Annotated in this window: 30 protein-coding genes and 1 pseudogene; 15 read left to right on the forward strand and 16 right to left on the reverse strand. The window is 65.0% G+C overall.

Annotation, left to right across the window (positions count from 1 at the left end; all coding sequences use genetic code 11):
- The first annotated feature begins 3 nt into the window (after nt 1-3).
- The 4 genes from NCS58_RS25145 (at nt 4) to NCS58_RS25160 (ending at nt 3,858) form a co-directional block, all read left to right on the forward strand.
- A complete protein-coding gene (locus NCS58_RS25145) occupies nt 4-1,020 on the forward strand; it encodes an alpha-ketoacid dehydrogenase subunit beta (protein ID WP_061116144.1) in 1,017 nt (338 codons plus the stop codon).
- The gene (locus NCS58_RS25150; protein ID WP_061116145.1) at nt 1,020-2,144 is read left to right on the forward strand and encodes an acetoin dehydrogenase dihydrolipoyllysine-residue acetyltransferase subunit; all 1,125 of its coding nucleotides are present in this window, start codon (nt 1,020-1,022) and stop codon (nt 2,142-2,144) included. The genes NCS58_RS25145 and NCS58_RS25150 overlap by 1 nt, the downstream gene beginning before the upstream one ends.
- Nucleotides 2,145-2,265: 121 nt before the next feature.
- Nucleotides 2,266-3,009, forward strand: coding sequence for a lipoyl protein ligase domain-containing protein (locus NCS58_RS25155; RefSeq protein ID WP_061116494.1), 744 nt, complete (start codon nt 2,266-2,268; stop codon nt 3,007-3,009).
- An 18-nt stretch (nt 3,010-3,027) separates the two neighbouring features.
- Entirely contained in the window at nt 3,028-3,858 is an 831-nt protein-coding gene (locus NCS58_RS25160; RefSeq protein ID WP_086960683.1) for a hypothetical protein, read from the forward strand.
- Between the two features lie 8 nt (nt 3,859-3,866).
- Here NCS58_RS25160 and NCS58_RS25165 read toward each other — a convergent pair whose 3' ends face one another.
- The 3 genes from NCS58_RS25165 to NCS58_RS25175 all read right to left on the reverse strand — a co-directional run bounded on the left by NCS58_RS25165 (nt 3,867) and on the right by NCS58_RS25175 (nt 5,762).
- Entirely contained in the window at nt 3,867-4,385 is a 519-nt protein-coding gene (locus tag NCS58_RS25165) for a YMGG-like glycine zipper-containing protein (protein ID WP_061116147.1), read from the reverse strand.
- Between the two features lie 49 nt (nt 4,386-4,434).
- Complete coding sequence (locus NCS58_RS25170) at nt 4,435-4,785, reverse strand: hypothetical protein (protein ID WP_061116148.1); 351 nt, start codon at nt 4,783-4,785, stop codon at nt 4,435-4,437.
- Nucleotides 4,786-4,958: 173 nt separating this feature from the next.
- Nucleotides 4,959-5,762, reverse strand: coding sequence for a DeoR/GlpR family DNA-binding transcription regulator (locus NCS58_RS25175; RefSeq protein WP_061116149.1), 804 nt, complete (start codon nt 5,760-5,762; stop codon nt 4,959-4,961).
- 31 nt (nt 5,763-5,793) lie between these two features.
- Here NCS58_RS25175 and NCS58_RS25180 point away from each other — a divergent pair, with 31 nt between their 5' ends.
- On the forward strand, nt 5,794-6,381 hold the full coding sequence (locus NCS58_RS25180; RefSeq protein ID WP_061116150.1) for an NUDIX domain-containing protein: 588 nt from the start codon (nt 5,794-5,796) through the stop codon (nt 6,379-6,381).
- Here the strand turns inward: NCS58_RS25180 and modC are convergent.
- The 3 genes from modC to modA are packed head-to-tail and all read right to left on the reverse strand — an operon-like array spanning nt 6,370 to nt 8,964.
- Complete coding sequence (modC, locus tag NCS58_RS25185) at nt 6,370-7,515, reverse strand: molybdenum ABC transporter ATP-binding protein (RefSeq protein WP_061116151.1); 1,146 nt, start codon at nt 7,513-7,515, stop codon at nt 6,370-6,372. The genes NCS58_RS25180 and modC overlap by 12 nt on opposite strands.
- Entirely contained in the window at nt 7,508-8,188 is a 681-nt protein-coding gene (modB, locus tag NCS58_RS25190) for a molybdate ABC transporter permease subunit (RefSeq protein WP_061116152.1), read from the reverse strand. Before modB ends, modC begins: the two co-directional genes overlap by 8 nt.
- Nucleotides 8,189-8,196: 8 nt before the next feature.
- A complete protein-coding gene (gene modA, locus NCS58_RS25195; RefSeq protein WP_409241440.1) occupies nt 8,197-8,964 on the reverse strand; it encodes a molybdate ABC transporter substrate-binding protein in 768 nt (255 codons plus the stop codon).
- Between the two features lie 317 nt (nt 8,965-9,281).
- Here modA and NCS58_RS25200 point away from each other — a divergent pair, with 317 nt between their 5' ends.
- The 4 genes from NCS58_RS25200 (at nt 9,282) to NCS58_RS25215 (ending at nt 12,534) form a co-directional block, all read left to right on the forward strand.
- Nucleotides 9,282-10,079 (forward strand): enoyl-CoA hydratase/isomerase family protein, encoded by a 798-nt coding sequence (locus NCS58_RS25200; protein WP_250477764.1) that lies wholly within the window; start codon nt 9,282-9,284, stop codon nt 10,077-10,079.
- 15 nt (nt 10,080-10,094) lie between these two features.
- Nucleotides 10,095-10,763 (forward strand): glutathione S-transferase family protein, encoded by a 669-nt coding sequence (locus NCS58_RS25205; RefSeq protein WP_061116153.1) that lies wholly within the window; start codon nt 10,095-10,097, stop codon nt 10,761-10,763.
- A gap of 126 nt (nt 10,764-10,889) precedes the next feature.
- The gene (locus NCS58_RS25210) at nt 10,890-11,072 is read left to right on the forward strand and encodes a hypothetical protein (protein WP_061116154.1); all 183 of its coding nucleotides are present in this window, start codon (nt 10,890-10,892) and stop codon (nt 11,070-11,072) included.
- A 307-nt stretch (nt 11,073-11,379) separates the two neighbouring features.
- On the forward strand, nt 11,380-12,534 hold the full coding sequence (locus NCS58_RS25215; protein WP_250477765.1) for a YhcG family protein: 1,155 nt from the start codon (nt 11,380-11,382) through the stop codon (nt 12,532-12,534).
- A gap of 178 nt (nt 12,535-12,712) precedes the next feature.
- Here the strand turns inward: NCS58_RS25215 and NCS58_RS25220 are convergent, their stop codons facing one another.
- The 4 genes from NCS58_RS25220 to NCS58_RS25235 form a co-directional block, all read right to left on the reverse strand.
- A complete protein-coding gene (locus NCS58_RS25220) occupies nt 12,713-13,030 on the reverse strand; it encodes a cytochrome c (RefSeq protein ID WP_086960685.1) in 318 nt (105 codons plus the stop codon).
- A complete protein-coding gene (locus tag NCS58_RS25225) occupies nt 13,027-14,295 on the reverse strand; it encodes a sorbosone dehydrogenase family protein (RefSeq protein WP_250477766.1) in 1,269 nt (422 codons plus the stop codon). The genes NCS58_RS25220 and NCS58_RS25225 overlap by 4 nt, the downstream gene beginning before the upstream one ends.
- 250 nt (nt 14,296-14,545) lie before the next feature.
- Entirely contained in the window at nt 14,546-15,304 is a 759-nt protein-coding gene (locus NCS58_RS25230; RefSeq protein ID WP_061116157.1) for a hypothetical protein, read from the reverse strand.
- A gap of 56 nt (nt 15,305-15,360) precedes the next feature.
- Nucleotides 15,361-15,582: a hypothetical protein gene (locus NCS58_RS25235; RefSeq protein WP_061116158.1), complete on the reverse strand. Its 222-nt coding sequence runs from the start codon at nt 15,580-15,582 to the stop codon at nt 15,361-15,363.
- A 105-nt stretch (nt 15,583-15,687) separates the two neighbouring features.
- Between NCS58_RS25235 and NCS58_RS25240 the strand changes: the two genes are divergently transcribed.
- On the forward strand, nt 15,688-16,902 hold the full coding sequence (locus tag NCS58_RS25240) for a polysaccharide pyruvyl transferase family protein (RefSeq protein WP_250477767.1): 1,215 nt from the start codon (nt 15,688-15,690) through the stop codon (nt 16,900-16,902).
- On the opposite strand, the gene NCS58_RS34515 is transcribed toward NCS58_RS25240, so the two are convergent.
- Both NCS58_RS34515 and NCS58_RS25245 read right to left on the reverse strand, forming a co-directional pair.
- The gene (locus NCS58_RS34515; RefSeq protein ID WP_409219308.1) at nt 16,897-17,148 is read right to left on the reverse strand and encodes a hypothetical protein; all 252 of its coding nucleotides are present in this window, start codon (nt 17,146-17,148) and stop codon (nt 16,897-16,899) included. The two genes, NCS58_RS25240 and NCS58_RS34515, sit on opposite strands and share 6 nt — an antisense overlap.
- A 13-nt stretch (nt 17,149-17,161) precedes the next feature.
- Nucleotides 17,162-17,767 (reverse strand): annotated as a pseudogene (locus NCS58_RS25245) (LysR family transcriptional regulator); the annotation flags it as partial.
- Between the two features lie 106 nt (nt 17,768-17,873).
- On the opposite strand from NCS58_RS25245, the gene NCS58_RS25250 reads away from it, so the two are divergent.
- Together NCS58_RS25250 and NCS58_RS25255 are read left to right on the forward strand one after the other, a co-directional pair.
- Nucleotides 17,874-19,418, forward strand: a complete 1,545-nt coding sequence (locus tag NCS58_RS25250; protein WP_061116160.1) for an MFS transporter — start codon at nt 17,874-17,876, stop codon at nt 19,416-19,418.
- 77 nt (nt 19,419-19,495) lie between these two features.
- A complete protein-coding gene (locus NCS58_RS25255; RefSeq protein WP_061116161.1) occupies nt 19,496-20,197 on the forward strand; it encodes an SDR family NAD(P)-dependent oxidoreductase in 702 nt (233 codons plus the stop codon).
- Between the two features lie 3 nt (nt 20,198-20,200).
- On the opposite strand, the gene NCS58_RS25260 is transcribed toward NCS58_RS25255, so the two are convergent.
- Together NCS58_RS25260 and NCS58_RS25265 are read right to left on the reverse strand one after the other, a co-directional pair.
- Entirely contained in the window at nt 20,201-21,244 is a 1,044-nt protein-coding gene (locus NCS58_RS25260; protein ID WP_061116162.1) for a diguanylate cyclase domain-containing protein, read from the reverse strand.
- Nucleotides 21,245-21,688: 444 nt separating this feature from the next.
- Nucleotides 21,689-22,132, reverse strand: a complete 444-nt coding sequence (locus tag NCS58_RS25265) for an SET domain-containing protein (RefSeq protein ID WP_061116163.1) — start codon at nt 22,130-22,132, stop codon at nt 21,689-21,691.
- A gap of 91 nt (nt 22,133-22,223) precedes the next feature.
- Between NCS58_RS25265 and NCS58_RS25270 the strand changes: the two genes are divergently transcribed.
- Nucleotides 22,224-22,427, forward strand: a complete 204-nt coding sequence (locus NCS58_RS25270; protein WP_014252945.1) for a hypothetical protein — start codon at nt 22,224-22,226, stop codon at nt 22,425-22,427.
- A 10-nt stretch (nt 22,428-22,437) separates the two neighbouring features.
- Here the strand turns inward: NCS58_RS25270 and NCS58_RS25275 are convergent, their stop codons facing one another.
- Entirely contained in the window at nt 22,438-22,716 is a 279-nt protein-coding gene (locus tag NCS58_RS25275; protein ID WP_061116164.1) for a hypothetical protein, read from the reverse strand.
- Nucleotides 22,717-22,813: 97 nt separating this feature from the next.
- On the opposite strand from NCS58_RS25275, the gene NCS58_RS25280 reads away from it, so the two are divergent.
- Nucleotides 22,814-24,202: an FAD-binding oxidoreductase gene (locus NCS58_RS25280; protein WP_061116165.1), complete on the forward strand. Its 1,389-nt coding sequence runs from the start codon at nt 22,814-22,816 to the stop codon at nt 24,200-24,202.
- On the opposite strand, the gene NCS58_RS25285 is transcribed toward NCS58_RS25280, so the two are convergent.
- A complete protein-coding gene (locus NCS58_RS25285) occupies nt 24,199-25,254 on the reverse strand; it encodes a DMT family transporter (protein WP_061116166.1) in 1,056 nt (351 codons plus the stop codon). The two genes, NCS58_RS25280 and NCS58_RS25285, sit on opposite strands and share 4 nt — an antisense overlap.
- Between NCS58_RS25285 and NCS58_RS25290 the strand changes: the two genes are divergently transcribed.
- Nucleotides 25,253-25,684: a hypothetical protein gene (locus NCS58_RS25290; RefSeq protein ID WP_250477769.1), complete on the forward strand. Its 432-nt coding sequence runs from the start codon at nt 25,253-25,255 to the stop codon at nt 25,682-25,684. The genes NCS58_RS25285 and NCS58_RS25290 overlap by 2 nt on opposite strands.
- Nucleotides 25,685-25,884 lie beyond the last annotated feature (200 nt).

Here is a 25,884-nt window from a genome sequence, read left to right on the forward strand (position 1 = left end):
ATCATGGCCCGCAAACTGAGCATGAAGATGGCGATCAACGAAGCCATCGATCAGGAAATGACGCGCGATCCGAGCGTCATCGTATTGGGTGAGGACATCGTCGGCGGCGCAGGCGCGGACGGCGAGAAAGACGCGTGGGGCGGGGTGCTCGGCGTGACGAAGGGGCTTTACGCGAAGCACGGCGACAGACTGCTCGATACGCCGCTGTCGGAATCCGCGTATGTCGGCGCGGCGATCGGCGCGGCGGCGTGCGGCATGCGCCCGGTCGCGGAGCTGATGTTCATCGACTTCATGGGCGTGTGCTTCGACCAGATCTTCAATCAGGCCGCCAAGTTCCGCTACATGTTCGGCGGCAAGGCGGAAACGCCCGTCGTGATTCGCGCGATGGTCGGCGCGGGCTTTCGCGCGGCGGCTCAGCATAGCCAGATGCTGACGTCCCTGTTCACGCACATTCCGGGCTTGAAAGTCGTCTGCCCGAGCACGCCGTACGACACCAAGGGCCTGTTGATCCAGGCAATTCGCGACAACGATCCCGTCATCTTCTGCGAGCACAAGAACCTCTACGGTTTCGAAGGCGAAGTGCCCGAGAACTCGTACGCGATTCCGTTCGGCGAGGCGAACGTCGTGCGCGACGGCAAGGACGTTTCCATCGTCACGTATGGACTGATGGTGCATCGCGCGCTGGAAGCGGCCTCGACGCTCGCGAAGGAAGGCATCGAAGCGGAAGTCGTCGATCTGCGCACGCTGTCGCCGCTCGATATCGACACGGTGCTGGAGACGGTCGAGAACACGGGGCGGCTCGTCGTCGTCGATGAAGCGAATCCGCGCTGCAACATCGCCACCGATATTTCCGCGCAGGTCGCGCAGCAGGCGTTCGGCGCGCTGAAGGCCGGCATCCAGATGGTCTGCGCGCCGCATACGCCGGTGCCGTTCTCGCCGACGCTCGAAGATTTGTACATTCCGAGCGCCGCGCAGATCGCCGACGCCGCACGAAAAACCATGAAGGGAGGAAAGCACTGATGTCCGCAATCACACCGATCGTGATGCCCAAATGGGGCTTGTCGATGAAGGAAGGCACGGTCAACGAGTGGCTCGTGGAGGAGGGCACGGAAATCACCGTCGGCATGCCGATTCTCGATGTCGAAACCGACAAGATCGCCAATGCCGTCGAAGCGCCCGACGCCGGCTTGCTGCGGCGCAAAGTGGCGGAGGCAGGCGATACGCTGCCCGTGAAGGCGCTGCTCGGCGTGCTCGCGGCGCCGGATGTGAGCGACGCCGATATCGACGCGTATGTGTCGTCGTACGTGACGCCCGCCGAAGACGAGGAAGAGGGCGAAGAAGCCGCGGCGTATCACTTCGTCGATGTCGACGGCATTCGCGTGCGCTACGCATCGCGCGGCGGCGACGACGCGAGCCGGCCCGCGGTGCTGTTCATTCACGGCTTCGGCGGCGATCTCGACAACTGGCTCTTCAATCTCGACGCGCTCGCGGAGAAGAATCGCGTGTTCGCGCTCGATCTGCCGGGGCACGGGCAATCGACGCCGAAAGTGCCGGGAACGTCGTTGGCGGATCTCGCGGGCTTCGTCGGGAAGTTCATGGACGCGGTGTCGATCGACCGCGCGCATCTCGTCGGACACTCGATGGGCGGCGGGATCGCGGCGCAGATGGCCGTCGACCAGCCGGCGCGTGTGCAATCGGTGTCGCTCATTTCACCTGCCGGTTTCGGCGATGAAGTGAACAACGCGTACACCGAAGGCTTCGTGACGGCGGAATCGCGCCGCGAGCTGAAGCCGGTCGTGGAGTTGCTGTTCGCGAACCCCGAGCTGGTGAGCCGCCAGATGCTCGACGATCTGCTGAAGTACAAGCGGCTCGATGGCGTCAGCGAGGCGCTGACATCGCTCAACGGCGGGCTGTTCGCGGGCGGCAGGCAGAGCGCGCAGCCGGGCGGCAAGCTGGCCGCGACGGGCAAGCCGGTGCTCGTGATCTGGGGCGAAAAGGACCAGATCATCCCGGCCGCGCACGCGAAGCAGGCGCCGGAAGGCGCAACCGTGCGCATCTTCGACGATGCCGGCCATATGAGCCAGATGGAGAAGGCGAACGAAGTCAATGCGTTGCTGAAGGAGCACGTGGCGAAGGGCGGCTGATCCGCCACGAGCCGCGCGCGCCCCGCCGGCGAAGGCCGCCGACGGGGCGCGCTCGTCTTTCGCGGTTATTGGCTACCATGCGTGGATGGCGTCGCTCGCGACGCGCCCGGACATCGATTCCATGCCCTTCCAACTGATCGATCCCGTTTCCCTTTCCGGCGACCCGCTCGACGCCGAGGAAGCGCTTCTCTCACGCGCGGCCGCCGGCGAGGCTGTCGCGCATGTCTGGGAAGCGCCCGTTTCGCTGGTCGTGCCGCGCAGCTATCAGCGTTACGCGGCGCTCGCCGATGCGCGCGAGGCTTTCGCACAGCGCGGCTGTCCCGTGTGGCTGCGTCTGTCGGGCGGCGGCCTGGTGCCACAAGGCCCGGGCATTCTCAATCTTAGCCTCGCGTATCCGGTGCGCGCGCCGATGGGCACGCTCTCCGAAGCCGTCTACCTGCATCTGTGCAGAATTCTCGCGAATGCGCTCAACTCGCTCGGCGTGCTGACGCACTGGCAGGCCGTGGAAGGCTCGTTCTGCGACGGCCGCTTCAATCTCGCATGGGGTCCCGGCGACGACGCGCGCAAGGTCGCGGGCACGGCGCAGTACTGGCGGCGCGTGCCGCACGGCGACACGGATCAGCCGCTTTACGCGGTGCTCGCGCACGCCGTCCTGCTCGTCGATGCCGATCCGATCGAAATCAACGAGCGCGCCAATGCATTCGAAGCGATGATCGGCAGCGGCCGCCGCTACGAAGAAATGCGCGTCGTGACCGTCGCGCAGGCGCTCGCCTACGAATGTTTCTCGCTACCCGCCGACCTGCGCGAGCGCGTGCGCGCGGCGTTGATCGACCGTGTGAAGGACGCGCCGCTGCCAGAGCACTAAAAACGCATCGAGGTGGCCATGCCGCTCAGAAGTGCTTCGAACGGGTTCTTCTTCGCGTTGTGGGTGGCCGTGTGCGCGGCCGCGCCCGAATTTCTGTGGCAGGGTCTCTTTTCTGTCTTCGGCCATTTTTCCCTGATCGATGCCGCCGCCGCGCTCCTCATCGGCGCGATCCTCGCGTTTTTCGTCGAGCCCGTTCTGGAACGCGTGCGCAGTCTCGGCGACGCGCACGAGCACGCGGAGAAATCGCCGGCCTTCGCCGCGTGCGAGGCGTTGAGCTTCGCGATCGTCGCCGTCTGCGTGCATGAGGCAATCACCGTGTACGTCGCGGCGAGCCATTCGAACGAACACGCAAGCGAGAACCTCGCGAGAGCCGTCGGGCAGGCGCTGCAATGGGCGGTCACACCGTTTTTCATCACGCTCGCGTGGATGGCCGCGCGAGCGCCGTCGTGGCTCGCATGGTCCGTGGCGGCACTGGCGGTGATCGCCACCTTCGTCGCCGGCGTGATATTCGGATGGAGCGCGCACGTGCTCGTGACGAGCGTGATTCCGGCGACCTGCGTGCTGATCGCGGGATGCATTATCGTGCGGGAACAGTGGGATGCGTCGACGTTCAGGCGCTGCGCCCGCGCGACCGGTGTGATCGCGCTCGCCTGGCTCGTGTTGACCGGCGCGCTGCAACTCGTCCTATGGCTCGCACACGTCCAGGCGTTTCGCGTTTATGAACGATCGGAGTTCTGGAGCGACTTGCGGTTTTACATCGGCTGGGTCACGGGGCTGCTCGTTGCGCCGGCCTTCGTGCCCGACGCGCCGCTGAACGCCGGCGGCGACGGCCGGCGCGTGCGGCGTTGACGACGTTGTCAGTACGTTCCGGGCGGTGGCTGCCAGCCCGGCGGCGGAGGTGGTGGCGGCGGTGTCGTGCTGTACGCCCCGGACGGCTGGACGGTGCGCGTGGCGCCGCGCACCGGCACCTTGTCGCCCGCGGCATACATGCATTGCAGATAGGCGTAATCGTAGCGCTGCTGCACGGTGTAACCCGATGCCTGCGATGCGCCGACGCCGAACGCGCTGCCCGTCAGCAAGCCCGCGCCCGCGCCGATGGCCGCGCCCGAGCCGCCGCCGAACGCCGCGCCCGCCGCCGCGCCGAGCGCAGTGCCGACGACCGCGCTGCCGACCGCGCTGTTGGTCGCCGCCTGATTGGCATCCACGCCGCCGACCTGATTGAGGGCGAACTGGCGGCACGAGGAATCGTCGGCGCGGAACTGGTCGAACGTCTTGGTGCTGCCGGGGAGCGCCATCACGCTAGGGCCGGTGGGCATCACGGTACAGGCCGAAAGACCGATCGCCGCGAGGAGCAGGGCAAGCCTTGAGTAGTTCATGGAATCTTGCGAATTCGCTTCGTTGTGTGTTTCAGGGCGCCGAAAAGCGTCAGTTCGACGGCGGCGGCGTAGCCGGAACCGGACGCCATGCGTCGGCACATTGCTTCACGTACGGGTAGTAAGCCTTCGCGGAGTCGCAGTAGTACCACATGCCGGCTTGCTGGGCGGGCGCGCCCGGATCGGCGGCCGGCTGGCCCTGCTCGACATATTGCACCGGCGCGGAAGGCTGGACGACCACGGGCGGCGGCGGATAGTAGTAGTACGGCGCGGGTGCCATGGGGTATGGGTAATACACGGGTCCGCCGACCCAAACGCCGACGCGTGACCAGGCATACGCGTTGGCGGTCACGCCCGCGCTCGCAATCAGCGATAGCGCGATAAAAGCCTTGAGGCGATTCACGACCTTCTCCAGAAAAATTGTTTGCGGTGTCGATGCCTATAACGGAAATCCGACCTCCGCTGTTGACCGGACATGGCGCATCTTTCAACGCTATTCCAGTTGCTGGAGAAATTCAATTACACGAGCGGGCGCGTATTTTTCGGCGCGTTACCCGGTAACAAAGTGTCGTGATTTCAGGCGCGCAGCACGGTCATTCCGGCTTGTTCGAACGGCTCGGTGAGCTTCGTGTCGGCTGCCTTTTCGACGATGATCGTCCGCGCGAGCTCGATTCCGCCGATCCTGTAAGCCGACGCCGCGTTGAGCTTCGCCGCCGACGCGAGCACGACGGTTTCCGCCGCGCGCGCCGACAGCGCACGCTTGATGTGCGCTTCCTCGAAATCGCCGGTCGTGAGCCCGGCTGTCGGATGCACGCCGGTGACACCCATGAAAAAGATGTCGGCATGGATGTGCGACATGGCTTCGACAGCGGCCGCGCCGACGGTGACGATCGAATGCTTGTAGAGCTTGCCGCCGATCAGCACGACGTCGACCGATGCGTGCTCCGCCAGCGCAACCGCGACGCTCGGGCTATGCGTGACGATCGTCGCGCGCAGATTCCCGGGAAGTTGACGCACGAGCAGCGCTGACGTCGTGCCGCCATCGACGATCACGACCTGCCCCGGCGCGATCATCTCCGCCGCCTTCTTCGCGATGCGCCGTTTCGCGTCCGACTCCATTTGCTCGCGCCGCGCGAACGGCGCGACCGCGGGCGAAGCGGGCAGCGCGCCGCCATGCACGCGCTGCAGCAGTCCTTCGGCGGCGAGTTCGCGCAAATCGCGGCGGACGGTGTCCTCGGAAATGCCGAATCGCGCGCTCAGTTCCGTGGCGAGCACTTGCCCGTCGCGCGCGAGGGCATCGAGGATCGCTTTCTTGCGTTGGCTGGTCAACATTGTCTTGCACGAAATTTCTTGATTTTGCACGAAGTTGCACGTTAGCATGAGTTCAACGAATTGTCGAACAGGTGATCCGATGGAAACGAAAGCGCGTGTGCGCGTCCTCAAAACCGAAGTGCTGTCCGACGACTGGTACGTCCTCAGAAAAGTGACCTTCGATTTTCAGCGTCGCGACGGCGTCTGGCAGCGTCAAAGCCGCGAAACCTATGACCGCGGCAACGGTGCGACCATCCTGCTGCGCGAGCGCAACACCGGCAACGTGCTGCTGACGCGCCAGTTCCGCATGCCTGCGTTCGTCAACGGACATGACGGCATGCTGATCGAATCGCCCGGCGGCCTGCTCGACGACGCAACGCCCGAAGAGCGCATCCGCGCCGAAGTGGAAGAGGAAACGGGCTATCGGGTGCATCACGTCGAAAAGATCTTCGAGGCGTTCATGAGCCCCGGATCGGTGACGGAGAAGCTCTACTTCTATATCGGCGACTACGACAGCGCGATGCGCGTATCGGAGGGCGGCGGCGTCGAGGAAGAGGGCGAGGAGATCGAGACGATCGAAGTGCCCTTGCAAACGGCCATGCAGATGATCGAGCGCGGCGAAATCATGGACGGCAAAACGATCATGCTCCTGCAATACGCGGCGCTGAAGGCGCGCTCAGGCGAGTAGCGACACCGCCTTGACCTGGGCCCATAACTGCATGCCTTCGACGATGCCGAGCCGGTCGATCGAATAGCGCGTGACGCGCGCGAGCAGCGGCGAGCCGTCGACATCGAGGCGCACTACGGCTTGCGAAGGATTGACGTCGCCCGCAATGCCGACGACCGTCGCGGACAGCACATTGAGCACGCTGCTGCGCTCGTGCTCGTGCGTGCCGGTGATGAGACTCACGTCGCGCGCTTTCACGGCCACGCGCATCGACTTGCCTTCGGCCATCGGCGCATGCACGACGGCGAGCTTGGCGCGAGAGCCAGGCAACGCGAGCGTGAGCAGGCCGTATGCATTGTCGTATCCCTCGACGATGCCTTCGAACACGACCGATGCATCGTCGGCGATTGCGAGCGGCAGGTCGAGCCGCGCGAGCGTCTCGGCGATGGGGCCGCTCGCCAGCGCGCGACCGCCTTCGAGCAGCACGAGATGATCCGCGAGGCGCGCGACTTCTTCCGGCGCATGGCTCACATAGAGCACGGGGATATCCAGCTCGTCGTGCAGACGTTCCAGATACGGCAGGATTTCGAGCTTGCGCTTCTGATCGAGCGACGCGAGCGGTTCATCGAGCAGAAGCAGACGCGGGCTCGTCAGCAGCGCCCGCGCGATGCCCACGCGCTGCCGCTCGCCGCCCGACAAGCCGGCGGGCATGCGCTCCAGCAAATGCCCGATGCCGAGCAGTTCCGCCGCCTGCGACAGATCCACGCCCCGCGCGGCCGACCGCACGCGATCGAGCCCGAAGCGCAGGTTCTTTTGCACGCTCAGATGTGGAAAGAGGCTCGCTTCCTGAAAGACATAGCCGAGCGGCCGCTTGTGCGTCGGCAGAAAGATGTTGCGTTCGGTATCGAGCCACACTTCGCCATTGACGACGAGCCGCCCGACGCGCGGTCGCGCGAGTCCCGCGAGGCATCGCAAGAGCGTGGTCTTGCCGGAACCGGAATGGCCGAAGATCGCGGTGACGCCGCGCCCGGGCAACGTGAGATCGAGATCGAACGTGAAGCCCTCGTACTCGACGAGAAAGCGCGCCGCGATAGCCTCGTCGGAGCCGCGATGCGCGCGGGCGGGCGCGAGAAGGGAGGACGTGAGTTCAGACATGAGCCGCCACGGAACGTCGGCTGGAATAAAGCACTAGAAGAACGACGAACGAGAATATCACCATGCCGCCGGCGAGCCAGTGCGCCTGGGCGTATTCGAGCGCTTCGACATGATCGAAGATCTGCACGGAAACGACGCGCGTGCGTCCCGGAATGTTGCCGCCGATCATCAGCACGACGCCGAATTCGCCGACGGTGTGCGCAAAGCCGAGAATCGTCGCCGTGACGATGCCCGGTCGCGCGAGCGGCAGCGCCACCGTGAAGAACGTGTCCCACGGGCCGGCGCGCAGCGTCGCGGCGGCTTCGAGCGGACGACGGCCGATTGCCTCGAACGCGTTCTGCAAAGGCTGCACGACGAAAGGCAACGAATAGATCACCGAGCCGATCACGAGCCCGGTGAACGTGAACGGCAGCAAGCCGATGCCGAGCGCCTGCGTCAGCCTGCCGACATAGCCGTTCGGGCCCATCAGCACGAGCAGATAAAAGCCGATGACGGTCGGCGGCAGCACGAGCGGCAGCGCCACCACCGCGCCGACGATGCCCTTCAGCTTCGAGCGCGTGTGCGCGAGCCACCACCCGATCGGCGTGCCGACGAGGAGCAGGAGTGCCGTCGTCAGCGACGCCAGCTCGAGCGTCAGCGTGATGGCCTGGAGATCGGTGCTATCGAGGGGCATCGACGGAATTACAGTTGATAGCCGTAGGACTTGATCACCGCGGCCGCTTTCGGGCCCTTCAGATAATCGATGAACTGCTTCGCGACGGGATTGTCACGGCCCTTGTTCAGGATCACGGCGTCCTGCTTGATCGGCTCATGCAGGTCAGGCGGCACGATCCACGCCGAGCCGCTCGTGATCTTGCCGTTCTTGTAGATCTGCGAGAGCGCGACGAAGCCGAGTTCGGCGTTGCCCGTCGCGACGAATTGCTGCGTTTGCGAAATGTTCTGACCTTCGACGACCTTCGGCTTGATCTCCGCGGTCAGGCCGAGCTTGTCGAGCGTCTGATAGCCGGCGAGGCCGTAAGGCGCGGCTTTCGGATTGGCGATGGCAATGTGCCGGAAGTCGTTCTTCTTCAGCACGTAGCCCTTGTCGTCGACGTAGCCGTTACTCGCGGACCACAGCGCGAGCGCGCCCGTCGCGTACGTGAAGCGGCTGCCGGGCACCGTCGCGCCTTCGCTGTCGAGCTTGGCGGGGGTGGAATCGTCGGCGGCGAGGAACACTTCGAACGGTGCGCCGTTCTTGATCTGCGCGTAAAACTGGCCCGTCGCGCCGAACGATGCCACGACCTTGTTGCCCGTATCCTTCTCGAAGCTGGCGGCGATCGCCTGCACGGGCGCCGTGAAGTTGGCTGCGACCGCGACCTGCACTTCACCCGCCAGCGCTGAAGTTGCGGCCGCGCCCCCGGCGAACGCAACGAAGGCGGACAGCAAAGCGCGCAAAATACGAATCTTCACGTAAGGCTCCATGAATCGAGTTGACATTCTGGTTATGGATCGACTTTGAGCGGCACGTTGGAGGCCGCGAGCGTGTGGCCGTACGGTTCGGCGAGCACCGTAATATATACGAGTATATTACGTCGGCGCATGCTCGCTCTGTCACATGTCGATCATGAGTCTCGTCGGAAGAATGCGAGTCGATGTGTTTGTGAGTCTCGCTCAAAGAATTGGGTTGACCTTGTGCGCGTTTTTCGAAGACACTGAACGATGAATACCGAACGACAGCAAAATAAGTTGAGTAGCGCTCAATTCGAACATATGAGGGAGACGGCATCGTGACCGACGCATCGAATCTGCAACGCCTGAAGCTCGGCATCGAAGGACACATTGCGCGCGTGACGCTCGATCGACCCGACGTGCGCAACGCGTTCGACGACGCGACCATCGTCGAGTTGACCGCCGCCTTCCGCGCGCTCGATGACGACGCCAACGTGCGCGTCATCATCCTCGCCGCGAGTGGCCCGGCGTTCTGCGCGGGCGCGGATCTCAACTGGATGAAGCGCATGGCGGGCTATTCGGAAGCGGAAAACCGCGCCGATGCGCTCGGCCTTGCGACCATGCTGAACACGATCTACGCATGCGGGAAGCCGGTGATCGCGCGCGTGCAGGGCGACGCCTACGCGGGCGGCATGGGCCTCGTCGCCGTGTGCGATATCGCGGTCGCGGCGGATACGGCGCATTTCTGCCTCTCCGAAGCGAAGCTCGGCCTGATGCCCGCGACGATCGCGCCCTACGTGATCCGCGCAATGGGCGCGCGCGCGGCGCATCGGTACTTCGTGACGGCGGAGCGTTTCGATGCCGCCGAAGCACTGCGTCTCAACTTCGTGCATGAAGCCGTCGCCGCCGATCAGCTCGACGCGTGCGTCGATGCGATCGCTGCCAGCATCGCCGCGAACAGCCCGAACGGCGTGCGCGAATGCAAGCGGCTCGTCGCGGATTTTGCGGGCAAGGATATCGACGAAGCATTGATTGGCGAGACCGCCGAGCGCATCGCGCGCATCCGCGCATCGGACGAAGGGCGCGAGGGCGTGCGCAGTTTCCTCGAAAAGCGCAAGCCTTCGTGGCTCGGCTGAGCGGAGCCTGTCGACGTGATTACACTGCATCACTGCGTGAGCGCACGCTCGTTCCGGCCGCTCTGGGCGCTGGAGGAAATCGGCGTGCCGTACGAACTGAAGATGTTGCCGTTTCCGCCGCGCGTGTTCGCTCGCGGCTTCAAGGACGTGAATCCGCTCGGCACGATTCCGGCGTTCGAGGAAGACGCGCTCTTCATGACCGAATCGTCGGCGATCTGCCAGTATCTCGCGGCGCGCTACTCGCCGGGCGCGCTCGACGTTGCGCCGCACGAGGCGGATTTCGGCCGCTATCTCAACTTCCTGCACTTCGGCGAAGCGACGCTCACTTTTCCGCAGACGCTCGTGCTGCGTTACGCGCATCTGGAGCCGCCGGAGCGTCTGCAGCCGCAGATCGTCGATGATTACGCGCGGTGGTTTCATGCGCGCCTGCGCACGCTCGCGCCGCTTCTGGCGGCGCAGCCGTATCTGTGCGCGGGGCGCTTCACGGCGGCGGACATTTCCGTCGGCTACGCGCTCATGCTCGCGGAACTTCTGGATCTGAGCGATGGCTTCGCGCCGTCGATCGCCGAATATTGGCGTCGTCTGCGTGAACGCGAAGGCTATCTCCGCGCCATCGGTGCGCAAGAAGCCGCGGCGCTCGCACAGGACGTCCCGACCACGCCCGCGCCGCGCCTGCGCCCGTAGTTACCCTCCTTCAAGTCCCCCCGTCCGGAGGGCTGTGCGGACCATCGCGCAGGCCTACTCTTCACATCACGCGCTGACGTTCACGCGCGCCGATTCAGAGAGACTTTCTTCTTGACGAGGTTGGCGATGGTCGTCTTTTCCTGGTTCCTGTCAGTGGTTGTCGCGCTGCTCGCGACGGCCACCATTGCGATGGCGCTGCCGCGCTCCGCCGCGGACGAGTTGAACGCCACCGCGCCGCAGTCGATTTTCAGCATCGAGATGAATCGCATCGACGCGATACTCGCGTCCTGCATGCCGAACGGCGACTGAGACGGCTGGCGCGACGGGGCGCGTCGCTGGGCGTCGGATGTAAGTGTTGTCGAATCAATGAATTGCGGCGATAGCCGAAACGATATCCACAGGCTTGTGCACGGAAACTGTGGACAACATCTGGATCGAGGCCGAAGAGCCTCGGAAGGTAACCCCAAGCCTTGCGCGAGGGGCGCGTCGGGAGACCACACAATCGACGAGATCGAAGCTCCGTGCGGATGCCGCGCCTCGACGGGGAGGCGAATTCCGCTATATTCGAGCGCTGATGCGCGCCCGACGGGCCGCACCGCACGGAGACCTTCGACGGATGACCAAGCAAGAGATTTCCGCCAACGACTACGACAAATTCCGTTCGGGCATCGTGGAGGTGCTCGAGAGTGCGCGGCGCGCCGCCGCACGGAGCGTCAACGCGATCATGACGGCTTCGTACTGGGAAATCGGGCGGCGGATCGTCGAATCGGAGCAGGGCGGCGCGCATCGGGCGGCTTACGGGGAGACGCTCATCGCGCGGCTGGCCACTGATCTGACGAGCCGTTTCGGCAGAGGATTCGGCAAGGCGAACCTCGCCAATATGCGCGCGTTCTATCAGCAATGGCCGCCGGAGCGGATTTTCCAGACGGCGTCTGGAAAATCGGCGACGGCTTCGCAAACGCTCCAGACGGCGTCTGGAGAATCCGCGCCTTCCTTGCCGTCCCCCAACGCCGACGTACGTCTCGCCGCGCTCGCTGCCCGCTTCGCACTACCGTGGTCGGCCTACGTGCGCCTGCTCTCCGTGAAAAGCGACGCGGCGCGCGCCTTTTACGAGAGCGAAGCGTTGCGCGAGGGCTGGTCGGTCCGCCAGCTCGACCGGCAAGTGAACAGCCAGCTCTTCGAGCGGCTCGCGCTGTCGCGAAACAAGGCGGCGCTGCTGGAAAAGGCCGCCGAGCGCGCTCCCGACGACACAATCACGCCCGAGGAAGCGATCAAGGACCCGTTCGTCCTCGAATTCCTCGACATCAAGGACGAATATTCCGAGTCGGATCTGGAGGACGCGCTGATCCGGCGCCTCGCGGATTTCCTGCTCGAACTCGGCGACGATTTCGCGTTCGTCGGACGACAGAGACGGCTGCGCATCGACGACACGTGGTTTCGCGTCGATCTGCTGTTTTTCCATCGACGGCTGAAGTGTCTCGTCGTCATCGATTTGAAAGTCGGCCGATTCAGCTACGCCGACGCAGGCCAGATGCATCTCTATCTGAACTACGCGCGCGAGCACTGGATGAAGCCGGGCGAAAACCCGCCGGTCGGGCTGATCCTGTGTGCGGGAAAGGGCAGTGCCGAGGCGCGCTACGCGCTGGACAACCTGCCGAACAAGATTCTGGCAGCCGAATATCAGACGGTGCTGCCCGACGAGAAGCTGATCGCGGACGAACTGGAACGTTCGCGCGAGGCGCTGGACGCGCGGCGTGGCCACACCGGCTAGCGCAGGAAATACGGGGCAAAAAAAAGCCCGCTTCATTGAGCGGGCTTGAATCCACATCGGTTGAGACATGGAGGAGACAGGTGTAAGTATAAACCCTTAAGCCTCCGCGTCAATACCTAAAATCAAAAAAATCGCAATCGGGTCTGCACCGCAGCAAATTTGCAACACCTTGTCCACGTCATGGCTTGCCGAGGCTGTGGTAGTACGCGGCCAGATTGGCGATATCCGCGTCCGACAAGGTCTTCGCCATCATCGACATCATCTCGTTCTTGCGCTCGCCCGAACGGAAATCGTTGAGCGCCTTCACGAGATACTCCTCCGTCTGCCCGGCGAGATTGGGCGCCTCCGGCAGCTTCGACATGCCGTCGATGCCGTGACACGCCGCGCACGCCGACGCCTTCGCGCGCCCGGCCTTTACGTCGCCGGCAGCGAACGCGGCGTGTGACATCGCCGCAAGCACGCCCGCAAACATCGCCGCCGTCACCCCAATCTTCATTTCGCCCCCGTATACGAGATGCGGTAGATCGCGCCCGCATAGTCGTCGGAGACTAGGAGCGACCCGTCCTGCAGCATCTGCACATCGGCCGGACGGCCCATGTACTCGCCGCTCGACGTGAGCCAGCCTTCCGCGAAGACTTCCGCCTCGCCCGCGGTGCCGTCGTCCTTGACCGGGATGAACATGAGGCGCGCGCCGACCGGTTTCGTGCGGTTCCACGAGCCATGCTCCGCATCGAAGATGCCGCCCTGATACTTCTGCGGGAACATCTTGCCGTTATAGAACGACATGCCGAGATCGGCGGCGTGCGCAGCAAATTCGACCTGCGGGAACAGGAGGCCCGCCGGCGGATTCTGGTCCTTGTACTCGACCGTGCGCACCTTGCCGCCGCCGTACCACGGGAAGCCGAAATTCTCGCCGCCCTTGGTCGCGCGATTCAGCTCGCCGGGCGGGGTGTCGTCGCCCATGCCGTCGACCTGGTTATCGGTGAACCAGAGCGTCTTGTCCTTCTGATTGAAGTCGAAGCCAACCGAATTGCGCGCGCCGTGCACGTACACTTCGCGGTTCTTGCCGTCCTGATCCAGACGGATGATGCCGGCGAGCCCGTTGCGATCCAGTTCCGCGAGCTTGTCCTTGGGAGGCACGTTCCACGGCTGGCCGAGCGCGATGTACAGCTTCTTGTCCGGCCCGATGCGGCAATAGCGCGCGCCGTGATTGAAGCTCTCGAACTGCGTCGGGATCAGCTTGCCCTGCGGCACGACGACGGCCGCCGCGACATCCGGTCCGCCTTCACCGAAGAACTGCGCGGCCGGAAAGCCGAGCACGCGATTCTGTTCGACCACGTAGAGCACGCCGTCGGGCGAGAAGCACACGCCGTTGGGCACCTTGAACGTCACTGACGATGCGAACTGCACGACGTCGCTCGCGACGCGCTGCTTGGTCCGGTCGGTCACCTGCCACACGCGATTCTTGCGCGTGCCGACGAATACCACGCCTGTGGAAGGCTCGATCGCCATCGCGCGGGCTTCCGGCACCACGGCGTACAGCTCGATCTTGAAGCCCTGCGGCAGTTTGATTTGCTCGAGGTTCTTGCGCAGCGCGTCGGCGGTCTGGCCGGCTTGCGGGACGGTTTCCGCCGGCGTGGCGTTGCCGGTCTGACGAAAGTTCGACAGCGCGTTGACGTTGTCCTGCGCAGCGTTCGCATACGGCAGGCAGGCGAACATTGCACCGACGGCCAACGGCAAAAGCTTGAGTGTTGCGTTCATCTGGTTGTCTCCTGTTTGTTGTCGACCGGTCCCGCGGTTCGGCGCCGCGCTCCGGTTCCATTCAAAGCAAGACTCTTCTGACATGCACCGAACAACACACGACAACTTTCGCCGAAGCGCGCAGCCCGGAAAGCAACCGGACGCGAACGCCGCGACGCTGCCTGCAGTGAAAAAGAATCTTAGGACAGAAAACGCTTATATAAACACTGGACGACTAATTTTCGGGGTCGCGCTCCGCGCCAGGCGGAAGCTATTTCCGGCCGTCGAAGAGAAACACGTCGGAGCGATTCGGGCTCGGCAGCGCCACGAGGAGGCGCGCGCCGTCGAGCACCGCGTTACCGGTCACGGTCACATCGGGAAGCGGGCAGGGCGCGGGGCCGAACGTCACCGAGACGTCGTATGCGTTCGCGCCTTCGTGCGGCGCGGCCGTGCCCTTGAAGATGCAGCCGGATGTCGTCGTGCCGGCCAGATAGCCGTCACCCGCGACCGTGATGCGCGTTTGCGTCGTTCCGCCGAGCGCCATGCCGCGCCCGCTGTAGAGGCCGCCCAGATTGGCGCGGCTCGGCGCGATGTCGAGGATCGTCGCGGCTTTGCCGGAGAACGCGAGATCCGCGCTGCCGTCCTTGTTCGCGACGGTTCCATCGACGGCCGGCGCGTGCGCGAAATCGACGTTGAACACGACGGGCAATGCGCCCGCCTTGCCGACGCGATAGTCGAATGCCGAATCGCTGGTAAACCGCCCGTCGCTCGACTGCGCGCCGTTCTTCGCGACCGCGACGCCCGCGAGCCCCGTGCCGCCCGCGCCGCCGTAGAAGAGATACGCGGTGCCGTCGAAGAGCGTGAGCAGTGTGGCTTCGGCAGTGCTGCCCTTGAGCGCGCCCTTGTAGACGCCACCGGAGGGCAGCGTCGTGGTCGCGGTGCCGGGCGGTGGCGCGGTATTGGCGCCGTTGGTCGAACACGCAGCGAGTGCGACGGCGCAAACCACGATGGGAATCGCGTTTCTTGTCATTCAGGACTCCGGTCGCGAGCGGTGAGAGTTCTGTATAAGCGCTTCAATCATGCAGGTCAAGCGCGCCGCGGGTCATCATTCCGCGCTCGTTCAGCCGCTTTACGATGCGTTTCATGGCAACGCGACACTTGGAACGCGAGCGGAAACCAACAAGACATCGTCCGATCCGAGGTCGAAGAGGCGATTGCGTCGTCGCTCGCTTCTTCGGAGGATGCATCGCGTTCGGCGTTTCCGGCCATCAGCGATGCGGCCGCAATGGGCGTCGGTTCGATCTTCATCTTCCCTCTTGTCCCGCAGTGTGTGAGGGAAGCTTGACCGGCGAGAATTAGAGCATTGCGAGGGCGCGTTTTTCGCGACGGCGGCATCGTTTGAAAGGAGGCCAATTGCCTGACGCTCTTTCCTTGTCGAAGCCGCGGACCATCATCTTCGGCGCATTCGATCGACACAACTTCGGCGACATGCTGTTCGCGCATGTCGTCGCGCGGCTGCTTGCGCAGCGTCGTCCGGAAGTCGAGCCGGTGTTCGCCGGATGCGGGCAGCGAGACCTGCGCGCGCACGGCGGTCATGATGTCGCCGCGCTTTCGCAACTGGCGCAGTGCTGGCGCGACGAACCGGTTGCGCTGATTCACGCGGGCGGCGAGCTGCTGACGTGCGACGCATGGGAAGCAGCTGTGATGCTGACGACGCCCGAGGAAGCGCGCATACGCATCGCCCGATACGGTTCGCGCGCCGAAGACCGCAACGCCTGGGCGCGCACCGAACTCGGAACGGATGCGCGCGCGCCGTATGTCATCGGCCGCGAGACGTTTTCGCGGGCTACGTCGATCTGCTTCAACGCGATCGGCGGCGCAACGCTCGACGCCCGCGAAGCCGCGTTGCGCGAGGAAGTGCTCGGCAAACTCCGATCGGGCGACCACATCAGCGTGAGAGACGCGCCAACGCAGGCCACGTTGAAGCGCGCGGGCATCGACGCGCAACTCGTCCCCGACCCGGTATCGTTGGTCGCCGAGCTCTTCGACGAGCGCATCCGGACGCATTCGGATGCACGCGACGCGTTTCCTCGCGGCTACCTGGCGGTGCAGTTCAGCGCGGATTTCGGCGATGACGCCACGCTCACGCAGATCGCGCATCAACTGGATCGGCTCGGCAAGACGACCGGCCTCGGCATCGTGCTGTTTCGCGCGGGCGCGGCGCCGTGGCACGACGACATCGCCGTCTACGCGCGCATGGCCGCACGCATGCGCCACCCGGCCGTGACGATCTTCGAGTCGCTCAACGTCTGGGATATCTGCGCACTGATCGCGAAGAGCAAAGGTTTCGCGGGCACGAGCCTGCATGGCCGGATCGTCGCGATGGCGTACGGCTTGCCGCGCGTGAATTTTCAGCACGCGGACGCGGACGCTTGCAAGCAGCACGCATACACGTCGACATGGGAGATCGCGGATGCGCCGGGCCTCGTGCCGATCACGGCGATACACGCGGCCATGCGCGAAGCGCTGGCAATGGATCGCGCGGCGTTGCATGACAAGGCATCGGCGCTGGCGAAGGCGCATCGCGCGGGATTCGAACCGATCGCGCAGCGCGTGCTTCGATCATGAAGCCACGAAATCCAGATAGGCCTTGACCGCCGCCGCCCGCTCGAACCGCCGGTACATCATCGCCACTTCCGAGGGCACCGCTTTCCCCGCGATCTCCCGATACTCCACGCCCGGCACCGTCACGCACTGCGCGAGCGAGCGCGGCACGACGGCGACATCGCCGCCCAGCGATACATGCGCGAGCACGTCCGCGAGCGTGCCCGGCTGCGCGACGACCCGCGCCTTGAAGCGCCCGCGCCGCGCCACTTCGAGCGTGCCGGATTCCTGCTCGGGGCGCGACGAACGACTGATCGCGCAACTGCGCCGGCGTAATGACGCGCGACGCCGCCAGCGGCGAATCGGCCGGCAACGCGACAATGAACGCATCGCGATGCACGGTGCGCGCCTCGACGCCTTCCGGGTACGGCACCGGCGGCCGCACGTAGGCGATATCGACGCGCCCTTCCATCAACAGCGCGCCGGCCTCGCGCATTACGATTTCCTCGATGCCGATCTCGACGAGCGGATAGCGCGCCCGAAAGCCGCGCACGGTCGCCTGCAGCACGCCGGAGTAGACCGCTGACCCGACATAGCCGATGACGATCTTCCCCAGTTCGCCGCGCTCCGCCAGCGCCGCCCGCTCGGCGCCGCGCGCGAGATGATCGAGCGCGCCGACGGCGTCGCCGAGATAGGCTTCGCCGGCCGCCGTCAGCGCGACCGATCGTTTCGTCCGATGAAACAGCCGCACGCCGAGCAGCCGCTCGGCTTCCTGAATCTGCCTGGTGAGCGCGGGCGGCGCGATGCCGAGCTCTTCCGCCGCACGCGCGAAATGCAGATGCCGGGCAACGCTCAGAAAACAGCGCACGTGACGCAACTCGACAGACATGTCTGTATTCACGAATTCGATAATTATTCGACGATTCTATGTCAATGACAGGGAAGACGGACACAACTAGCATCGGGAGACTCTTTCGCTTTTTCCGCGCATCGCCATGTCGAACACGTCCGATAACCGCTTCGTCCTGCTCACCGCGTCGGCGACCTGTGCGCTGATCACACTCGACACGAACGTCGTCGCGGTGGCGCTGCCGTCCATCGCACGCGATTTCCACGCCGGTTTCGCCGATGTCGAATGGGTCGTGAGCGCGTACATGGTCGCGTTCGCCGCGTGCCTGCTGCCAGCGGGGGCGCTCGCCGACCGCATCGGCCGCAAGAAGATGCTGATCGCGGGACTCGCCGTGTTCTTTCTGGCGTCGCTCGGTTGCGGGCTCGCGCCATCCGCGTTCGCGCTGAACCTCGCTCGCGCGGCGAAGGGACTCGGCGCGGCGATGTTGCTGACGTCCGCGCTCGCGATCATCGCGAACACCTTTCACGCAGGCGCGGCGCGCGAGCGCGCGTGGGCGGTGTGGGGCACCTGCATGGGCGTGTCGACGACCATCGCGCCGCTCGTCGGCGGCGTCATCACGCAATTGGCCGGCTGGCGCTGGATTTTCCTGATGAACCTGCCGATCTGCGCGCTGCTCGCGGCCTGTGCATGGCGCGGCATCCGCGAATCGCGCAACGGCGAAGCGGGATCGCTCGATCTCGCCGGCAGCGCGCTTTTCGCCGGCGCGCTCGCCCTCGGCATCTGGGCGCTGATAGACGCGCAAGCGGACGGCTGGACAGACTGGCGCACCGTCGCGCGGCTCGCCGCGTGCGCGCTGCTTTTCATCGTCTTCGTGCAGGTGCAGCGCTCGCGCGCACACGCGATGATCGACCTCGCGCTATTTCGCCAGCCGCGCTTCGTCGCCGCCGTGCTTGCGATGTTCGGCTACGCGGCGTGCGCGCAGGTGATGATGACTTTCCTGCCGCTCTATTTGCAGAACGCGTTCGGCCTGCCGGCGGTGCGCGCGGGCCTCGGCATGCTGCCGTTTGCGATTGCGATGGTCGTCGGTCCGCATATCGGCGCGTCGCTCGGCAAGCGCGTTCCGGCGATGGCGCTGCTGACGCTCGGCCTCGCGACCATCGGCGCGGGCAATCTGCTGACGGCGCTCTTCGCGGGCATGTCGAGTTACGGGATGATCGCGGTCGGCATGATCGTCACGGGCCTCGGCGCGGGCGTGCTGAACGGCGACACGCAAAAGGCGATCATGGCGTGCGTGCCGGCGCATCGCACCGGCATGGCCTCGGGCATCAGCACGACGACGCGCTTCACCGCGATCGTCACGTCCGTGGGCGTGCTGGGCGCCGTGCTCGCGACGCGCACGCACGCCGCGCTCGATACCCACGCAGCGAGCCTCGCCGATCCAAAGCGCGTGCTCGATGCCGCGTTCCTCTCGCGCCTGCTCGCCGGCGATCTCGCGCATGCGGGCGGAAGCCTCGCCGGACCGCAGGGGGCGGCGATCATGCGGATCGCGCGCGAGAGCTTCGCGAGCGGCTTCGCGGCATCGCTCGGCGTGGCGGGCGTATGCGCGCTGACGATCGCCGCGGCGGTCTGGCTGCTCGCGGGGCGCGTGCCCGTCGAAAGCAGCGCGACGGCATCGGCGTTGGCTGAATAGCCAGGCGCGAATGCCTCGCCGCGCGCCGCGTTCCGTCCTATGCTTTTCCTGACGCCATCGAACGGAGCGGCCACGCAATGAACAGCCTGGAAGGAAAGATCGTCGCCATCACGGGCGGGTTCGGCAGTCTCGGACTCGCGACGGCGCGCGTGCTCGCCGAACGCGGCGCGCGCGTTGCGCTGATCGGCCACGGAGGATCGTCGGATGCATTGCCCGCGCGGCTCGCCGATGCGTGCGTCGTCACGGGCATCGATCTGACGGATGCGACCTCGGCGCAGAAAGCCGTCGACATAATCGTTCAGCAGACGGGCGGCCTGCACGCGCTCGTGAACGTGGCGGGCGCGTTTCGATGGGAAACGATCGCGGACGGCAGCGCCGACTCCTGGCAGTCGATGTTCGACGTCAACGTGAAGACCGCGCTCAACGCATCGAAGGCGGCGCTCGCGCAACTGAGCGCGAGGGAGGGCGGGCGCATCGTCAATATCGGCGCGCTCGCCTCGATGAAAGCGGGCATGGGCATGGGCGCCTACGCGGCATCGAAGGCGGCGCTGCTGCGCCTGACCGAAGCGCTCGCGGAAGAACTGAAGGACAAGGGCGTCACGGTGAACGCGGTGTTGCCGTCGATCATCGACACCGCGCCGAATCGCCGCGACATGCCGGACGCCGATTTCTCCCGCTGGGTGAAGCCGGAAGAACTCGGCGCCGTGATCGCGTTCCTGCTTTCGCCGCAGGCGCAATGCATCACGGGTGCGGCGATTCCGGTGACGGGGCGCGTCTGACGCTCAGCAGGTTTGCGCCCTGAATGCCTCGCCCCGCAAGCCTGCGCGATCCACGGCCGCGATGCGATTGCGGCCGTTGTCTTTCGCCTGGTACAACTGCGCGTCGGTGAGATTGATGAACGTCGTCACGTCCATGCGTTCGCCGGGCACGACGGTGCCCACGCCGAAGCTCGCCGTCACTTGCTGATTGTGCGGGGAGCGCACGTGCGGGATCGCTTTGCCGGCGATCAGCGCGCGGCAACGCTCGGCGATGCGCATTGCGGCTTCGGCATCGGTATCGGCGAGGATCAGTGCGAACTCCTCGCCGCCGAACCGGCCGAGAAAGTGTTGCGGACCCGCCGCCTCGGCAAGCGCTCCCGCGATGCGCTTCAGGCATTCGTCGCCCTGGACGTGGCCGTAGTAATCGTTGTACGACTTGAAGAAGTCGATATCGATCATGACGAGCGACAGCGGCCGGCCCGAGTCCTTCGAGGCACTCCATTCGCGCGCCATTACGTCGTCGAAACGGCGGCGGTTGCCGACGCCCGTCAGGCTGTCGCTGAACGAGAGGCGCTCCAGTTCCTGCTGCAACTGCGCGAGTTCTTCCTCGATGCGCTTGCGCTCGCTGATATCGAACATGAAGCCGATGAGCGCCTCGACCTCGCCTTTCTCGTTGCGCTCGACGTGCACGACATCGCGCAGCCACACATAGCCGCCGTCGCGGGTGAGCGCGCGGTAATCGGCTTCGTGATCCGTGCCCGCTTTCGATTGCGAGACGCAGAAGTTGACCACGGCTTCGCGATCGTCCGGATGCATGCGCTCGGCCCAGTCGTGAACCGTCTTCCACGACGACGGCGCCCAGCCGAGCAGCGACTCGATTTGCGGTCCGATGTAGGCGAATTCCATGGTCGCCCAGTCGATCTTCCAGGGGATCGCGTTGGTCGATTCGAGCAGCGTGCGGTAGACGGCGTGATCGTCCTCGCCGAGTGCGCGTTCTGACGGCGCGAGTGTGTCTTCGTGCCGCAGGAACGCGGCCTTGAGGGGGCTTTCGGATGGGGCGCGGTTCATTGCGTCGGGGGCGGCGATGGCAGGGTGACGATTTCGTTTGTTATCGGCGGCGGTTGGGGGTTCTGAAGGGTGATATCGGTCTAGGAACGGCGATGCATGCGCGGGGTTTCGGACTTTACTGGTGTTGAGTACTGGCGCTTATGCCTATGCTCGACGGGTAGCTTTAACGCTACAAAAGGTGGTCTCGTACTTTCGCCCCGATTTGGTCGGGGCGTTTTTTTTAGTCTTTATGGAATTTTCGGGAAGGGCGGGTGTTGACTCGATATCGCGGGCATCGGGCGGCTTTCGGAGCACATCAGTCGCTCGAGCGTGGCATGAGGTGTTGCGGGATTCACTTCCCGTAGCCATAACGCCGCCGATGCGCCCCGCAGCCCGCCCGCATCGCCCCCAGCGACGCGACGATCCGCACGGCGCCCGCCAAGCGATGCAACAGCGCTTGCGGCCCTACCCCCGCGCCGACAACATCGTCCCTCGACACCCCGGCGCGAGACACCTGCACGCATAAAGCCGCTTGAGCGCGGCGGTGCGCCGGCCATCGACGGTCAGGCAATAGTCGATGAACAACTCCTGCCCTTTCGCGATCGGCCGGATCGCGCGGATGAAGACGCGCTCGCCGTCCTGCTCCGCTTCGCAGTTCGGCGCGCAACTGTGATTCAGCCAGCGCGCGGAATTGCCGCCGCGCGCACCGTCGATGACGCTGCCGTCATCGAGGCCGAACAGGAAGGTATGGCCCTCTTCCGCAGTCGATTTCGCGTGCATGCGCTGCGCTTCCTTCCACGACAGACGGTGGCCTTTGTATTCGAGCAGCATCGCGCCGATAGGCAGATCAGCGAGAGCGAATACGCCCCGGCCATGAACGGGCGAAGTCCGGACAGTGATTCGACGCATGGTGTGGCGGTTCACAGTGAATAGGTTGAATATTTGAGTGAAGGCGTGACCATCGTTATGATGTGGCCGTCATAAATCGCTGTCACGTCCAATGCCCGCAGTTTCTCCCCGCAAGAGCAGGAAGCGCAAGCCACTACGCGGCTCGCTTGCGCGATATCGCAACAGGATCGTCGAAGTACTCGGGGAAGCGCGCGGCCAGCGCGTGATGATACGTTCGATCCACGACGATGGCGTCGAGCGGCGCACCGCCGTCAAGTGGATCAACCTGCTACCGCTCGACACCGAGTTGTTCTAGCAGCAGACGCCTAGCTCAGCGACAATCCGCGGGCCTGTTCGAGCAACGCGGAGGCGGCCAGGAATTCCTTTCTGCCGGCCATCGTGAGCGCGGCGATCGCCGTGTCCTTGAAGAGTTCCTCGTCGGACGTGACCGGCGCACGCGATTCGCCAGCGCGTGCCTGACGCAGCCGAAAAAACGCCAGCATCTCGAAGGCCTGCGCGCGGTGATCTCCGCTCACGCCCGCCGCGACCAGTTCGGCCGCGCCGGTCAGTTGAGCCAGAGCGCTTTCGTAGTCTGCTTGTTCCATCGTCGCGTCTCTCCCGAATGATTGCCAGTAATTCTCGCGCGTTTGGTTCAAACTATCGCATCTGACAACGATGCGAAACAACGAACGGAGACGACGCATGGCGGCAAGCGAAGCGGTAATGGCATTGCGGGAAGCGCTCGGCGCACAGGTCGTGGCGCTGCCCGACGAATTCGGCGACAGGCGCGTCGCCGACTGGAGCGGCTTGCCGGGCGCGACGCCAGTCGCGATCATCCGTCCGCGCACCACCGATGAAGTCGCGCAGGCGCTCGCCATCTGCGCGAAGCACAAGCAGCCGGTCGTCACGCAAGGCGGCCTCACGGGGCTCGTCGGCGGCGCGAATCTGCTCGGCGGCGAAGTGGCGCTGAGTCTCGATCGCATGAATCGCATCGTCGAGATCGACGAAGTCTCCGCGACCATGACCGTCGAAGCCGGGACGCCGCTGCAAGTGGTTCAGGAAGCAGCGAGCGCGGCGGGTTTCTACTTTCCGCTCGATCTCGGCGCGCGCGGCAGTTGCTCCATCGGCGGAAATCTCGCGACGAATGCGGGCGGCAACCGCGTCATCAAGTACGGCATGATGCGAGATCAGGTGCTCGGCGTCGAAGCGGTGCTGGCGAGCGGCGAGATCATCGGCGGGATGAACAAGATGATCAAGAACAACAGCGGTTACGATCTGCGGCATCTGTTGATCGGCAGCGAGGGCACGCTCGCCGTGATCACGCGCGTCGTATTGCGCCTGCGGCCGAAGCCCACGGCAACCGCCACCGCATGGTGCGGCCTGCCGGATTTCGCCGCCGTCACCACGCTGCTCACGCGCGCGCAGGCGAGTCTCGCGCCGGGCGTATCCGCGTTCGAGGTGATGTGGGCCGGCTACCACGATACGGTCATCGCCAATCTGAAGAACCTTCGCGCGCCGCTTGCCGAGGCGCATCCGTTCTACGTGCTGCTCGAAAGCGTCGGCACCGATCCCGTTCGGCACGGCGAAGCCTTCGAGGAATTCTTGGGCGGCATGCTGGACGCGGGCATCGTGACCGATGCGGCGATTGCATCCAACGAAGCGCACGCGCGCGATTTCTGGGCGATCCGCGACGCGCCGGGCGAATACGATCGCTTCATCCCGAACTACGCGGCGTACGACGTGAGCTTCTCGATCGCGCAGGTCGGCGACGCGGCCGCGCAATGCGAAGCGCGTCTGCGCGCGCGCTGGCCCGATGCGATCGTGATGACATACGGCCATCTGGGCGACGGCAACATTCACATCGTCGTGGATCTTCCGGGCCGCGGGAAGCAGGACCACGACGACATCGATGCCGTCATCTACGACGTCACGCGCGAGTTCGAAGGTTCGATTTCGGCGGAGCACGGCATCGGCATGAAGAAGCGCGACTATCTTCACCTCGCGCGCCGCGAAACCGATATTGCGGCGATGCGCGCGATCAAGGCATCGCTCGATCCGCACGGGCTGCTCAATCCGGGCAAGGTGTTCTAGCCGCGCCTGTGCGCATGCCGGTGATGAATGTCGGGGAAATGCGCGTGTGAATGCGTGATCGGCAGATGCACGTGCGGATGCGTATGCGGCTCGTCGCCGGAATACGGAAAGTCGTGCACATGCCGATGATGCTCGTCATGCATGTGCCGATGCGTATGTTCGAGCCGCTCGTGCGTGTGCTCGTGTTCGTGGCGCTCGCGCACGTGCAGCCATACGCCGAGCGTCATCAGCGCGGCGGCGATCCAGAAGGACGCGCCCGGCGCTTGCGGCCACATCGCAAGCGAGAGCGCGACGCCGAACACAGGCGCGACCGAAAAGTACGCGCCCGTGCGCGCCGTCCCGAGACCGCGCAGCGCGATCACGAACAACACGAGACTCACGCCGTAGCCGCCGAAGCCGGTCGTCATCGCGCCGGCGACGATGTGCGGCGCAGGCAGATGCGCGCCCATCGCGAACGCAATGCCGAGATTCGTCGCGCCCGCGACGAGGCCCTTCGCGCAGGCGATCACCATCGCATCGGCGGTCGAGATCCTGCGTGTCAGATTGTTGTCGATGGCCCAGCACAGACATGCCAGCGCGATGAGAAGCGCGCCTCTCGTCGCGTGCGTTGCGCCCGGTTGCCACGCGAGCACGACGCCGCCCGCGACGATGGCGGCCATGCCGAGAAAGACGGAGAAATCCACGTTCTCCCGAAACACGATCCACGCGATTACCGCCGTCAGCACGCCTTCCAGGTTGAGCAGGAGCGAACTCGTCGCGGCGGGCGTGCTCGTGAGGCCGAACATCAGGAGCGCGGGCGCGGCGACGCCACCGAATGCGATCGCGCCGAAGAGCCATGCCATTTCCCGCGCACGCAGGCTTTCGTTCGTCGCGCGTCGGAGCGCGCGGCCGAGCAGGATCGCGCCGAGGCCGACGCCGCTGCCGAGGTAGAACAGGCCGGCGACCATGAACGGCGGCATCGGGCCGAGCAGCGCCTTGGCGATCGGCGTGGTCGCGCCGAAGAGCGCCGCGGCGGCGAGGGCGGTGAGGATCGCGGTGAATCGGCTGGGCATGGAAGGATCGTCGAACGAGCGCCGGTTTTTCAGTGTAGTCGAGGCTGAATCCTCGGATGATTCGCGCTCTCATTCTTCGCTCATTTTCGTCGCGCAGAATGCCTCCATCGACAAACAATTGCAACGCGGGAGACGAGAAATGAGAGCGATCAGATACGCGATGGTGGCCGCCAAACTGACCTTTGGCCTTGTGACGGTGGCGCAGGCGCATCCGTTCATCGGCGTGGGCATCACGGGCGGGCCGGTGTTCCCGGTGGCCTCGAGCGCGCAGAGTGCGCCGGCGCTGCCAGTCTATGCCCGTGCGACGGACTCAGGTCCCGCGCCGCTGCCGCCGGATGCGCCGCCGGTGCGGTACGCTGAGCCGGCTATCGGAAATATTTCGGCGATCATGGGGCGGGGGAATTTTCCGGGTGTTCAGAGTGGGGTGTGAGGGTCGATTGTGTGTCTTGCGATTGGTGTCTTGCGACTGGTGTCAGCGAGCGAAAGACCATCGACTCGCGCACCAAGCGGAGCACGATCATGCGGATGACCATGACATGGCCGAGAGCATAGCCACGCATCGCATGAAAATCCCGCTCACATCGAAGCGAAAAACATTCGTTTGTATGGCCGGCCGCCCTCCGTTAGCCT

The sequence above is a fragment of the Caballeronia sp. INML3B genome (assembly GCF_023631305.1).
In the GTDB taxonomy this organism is placed as follows: Bacteria; Pseudomonadota; Gammaproteobacteria; order Burkholderiales; family Burkholderiaceae; genus Caballeronia; species Caballeronia turbans.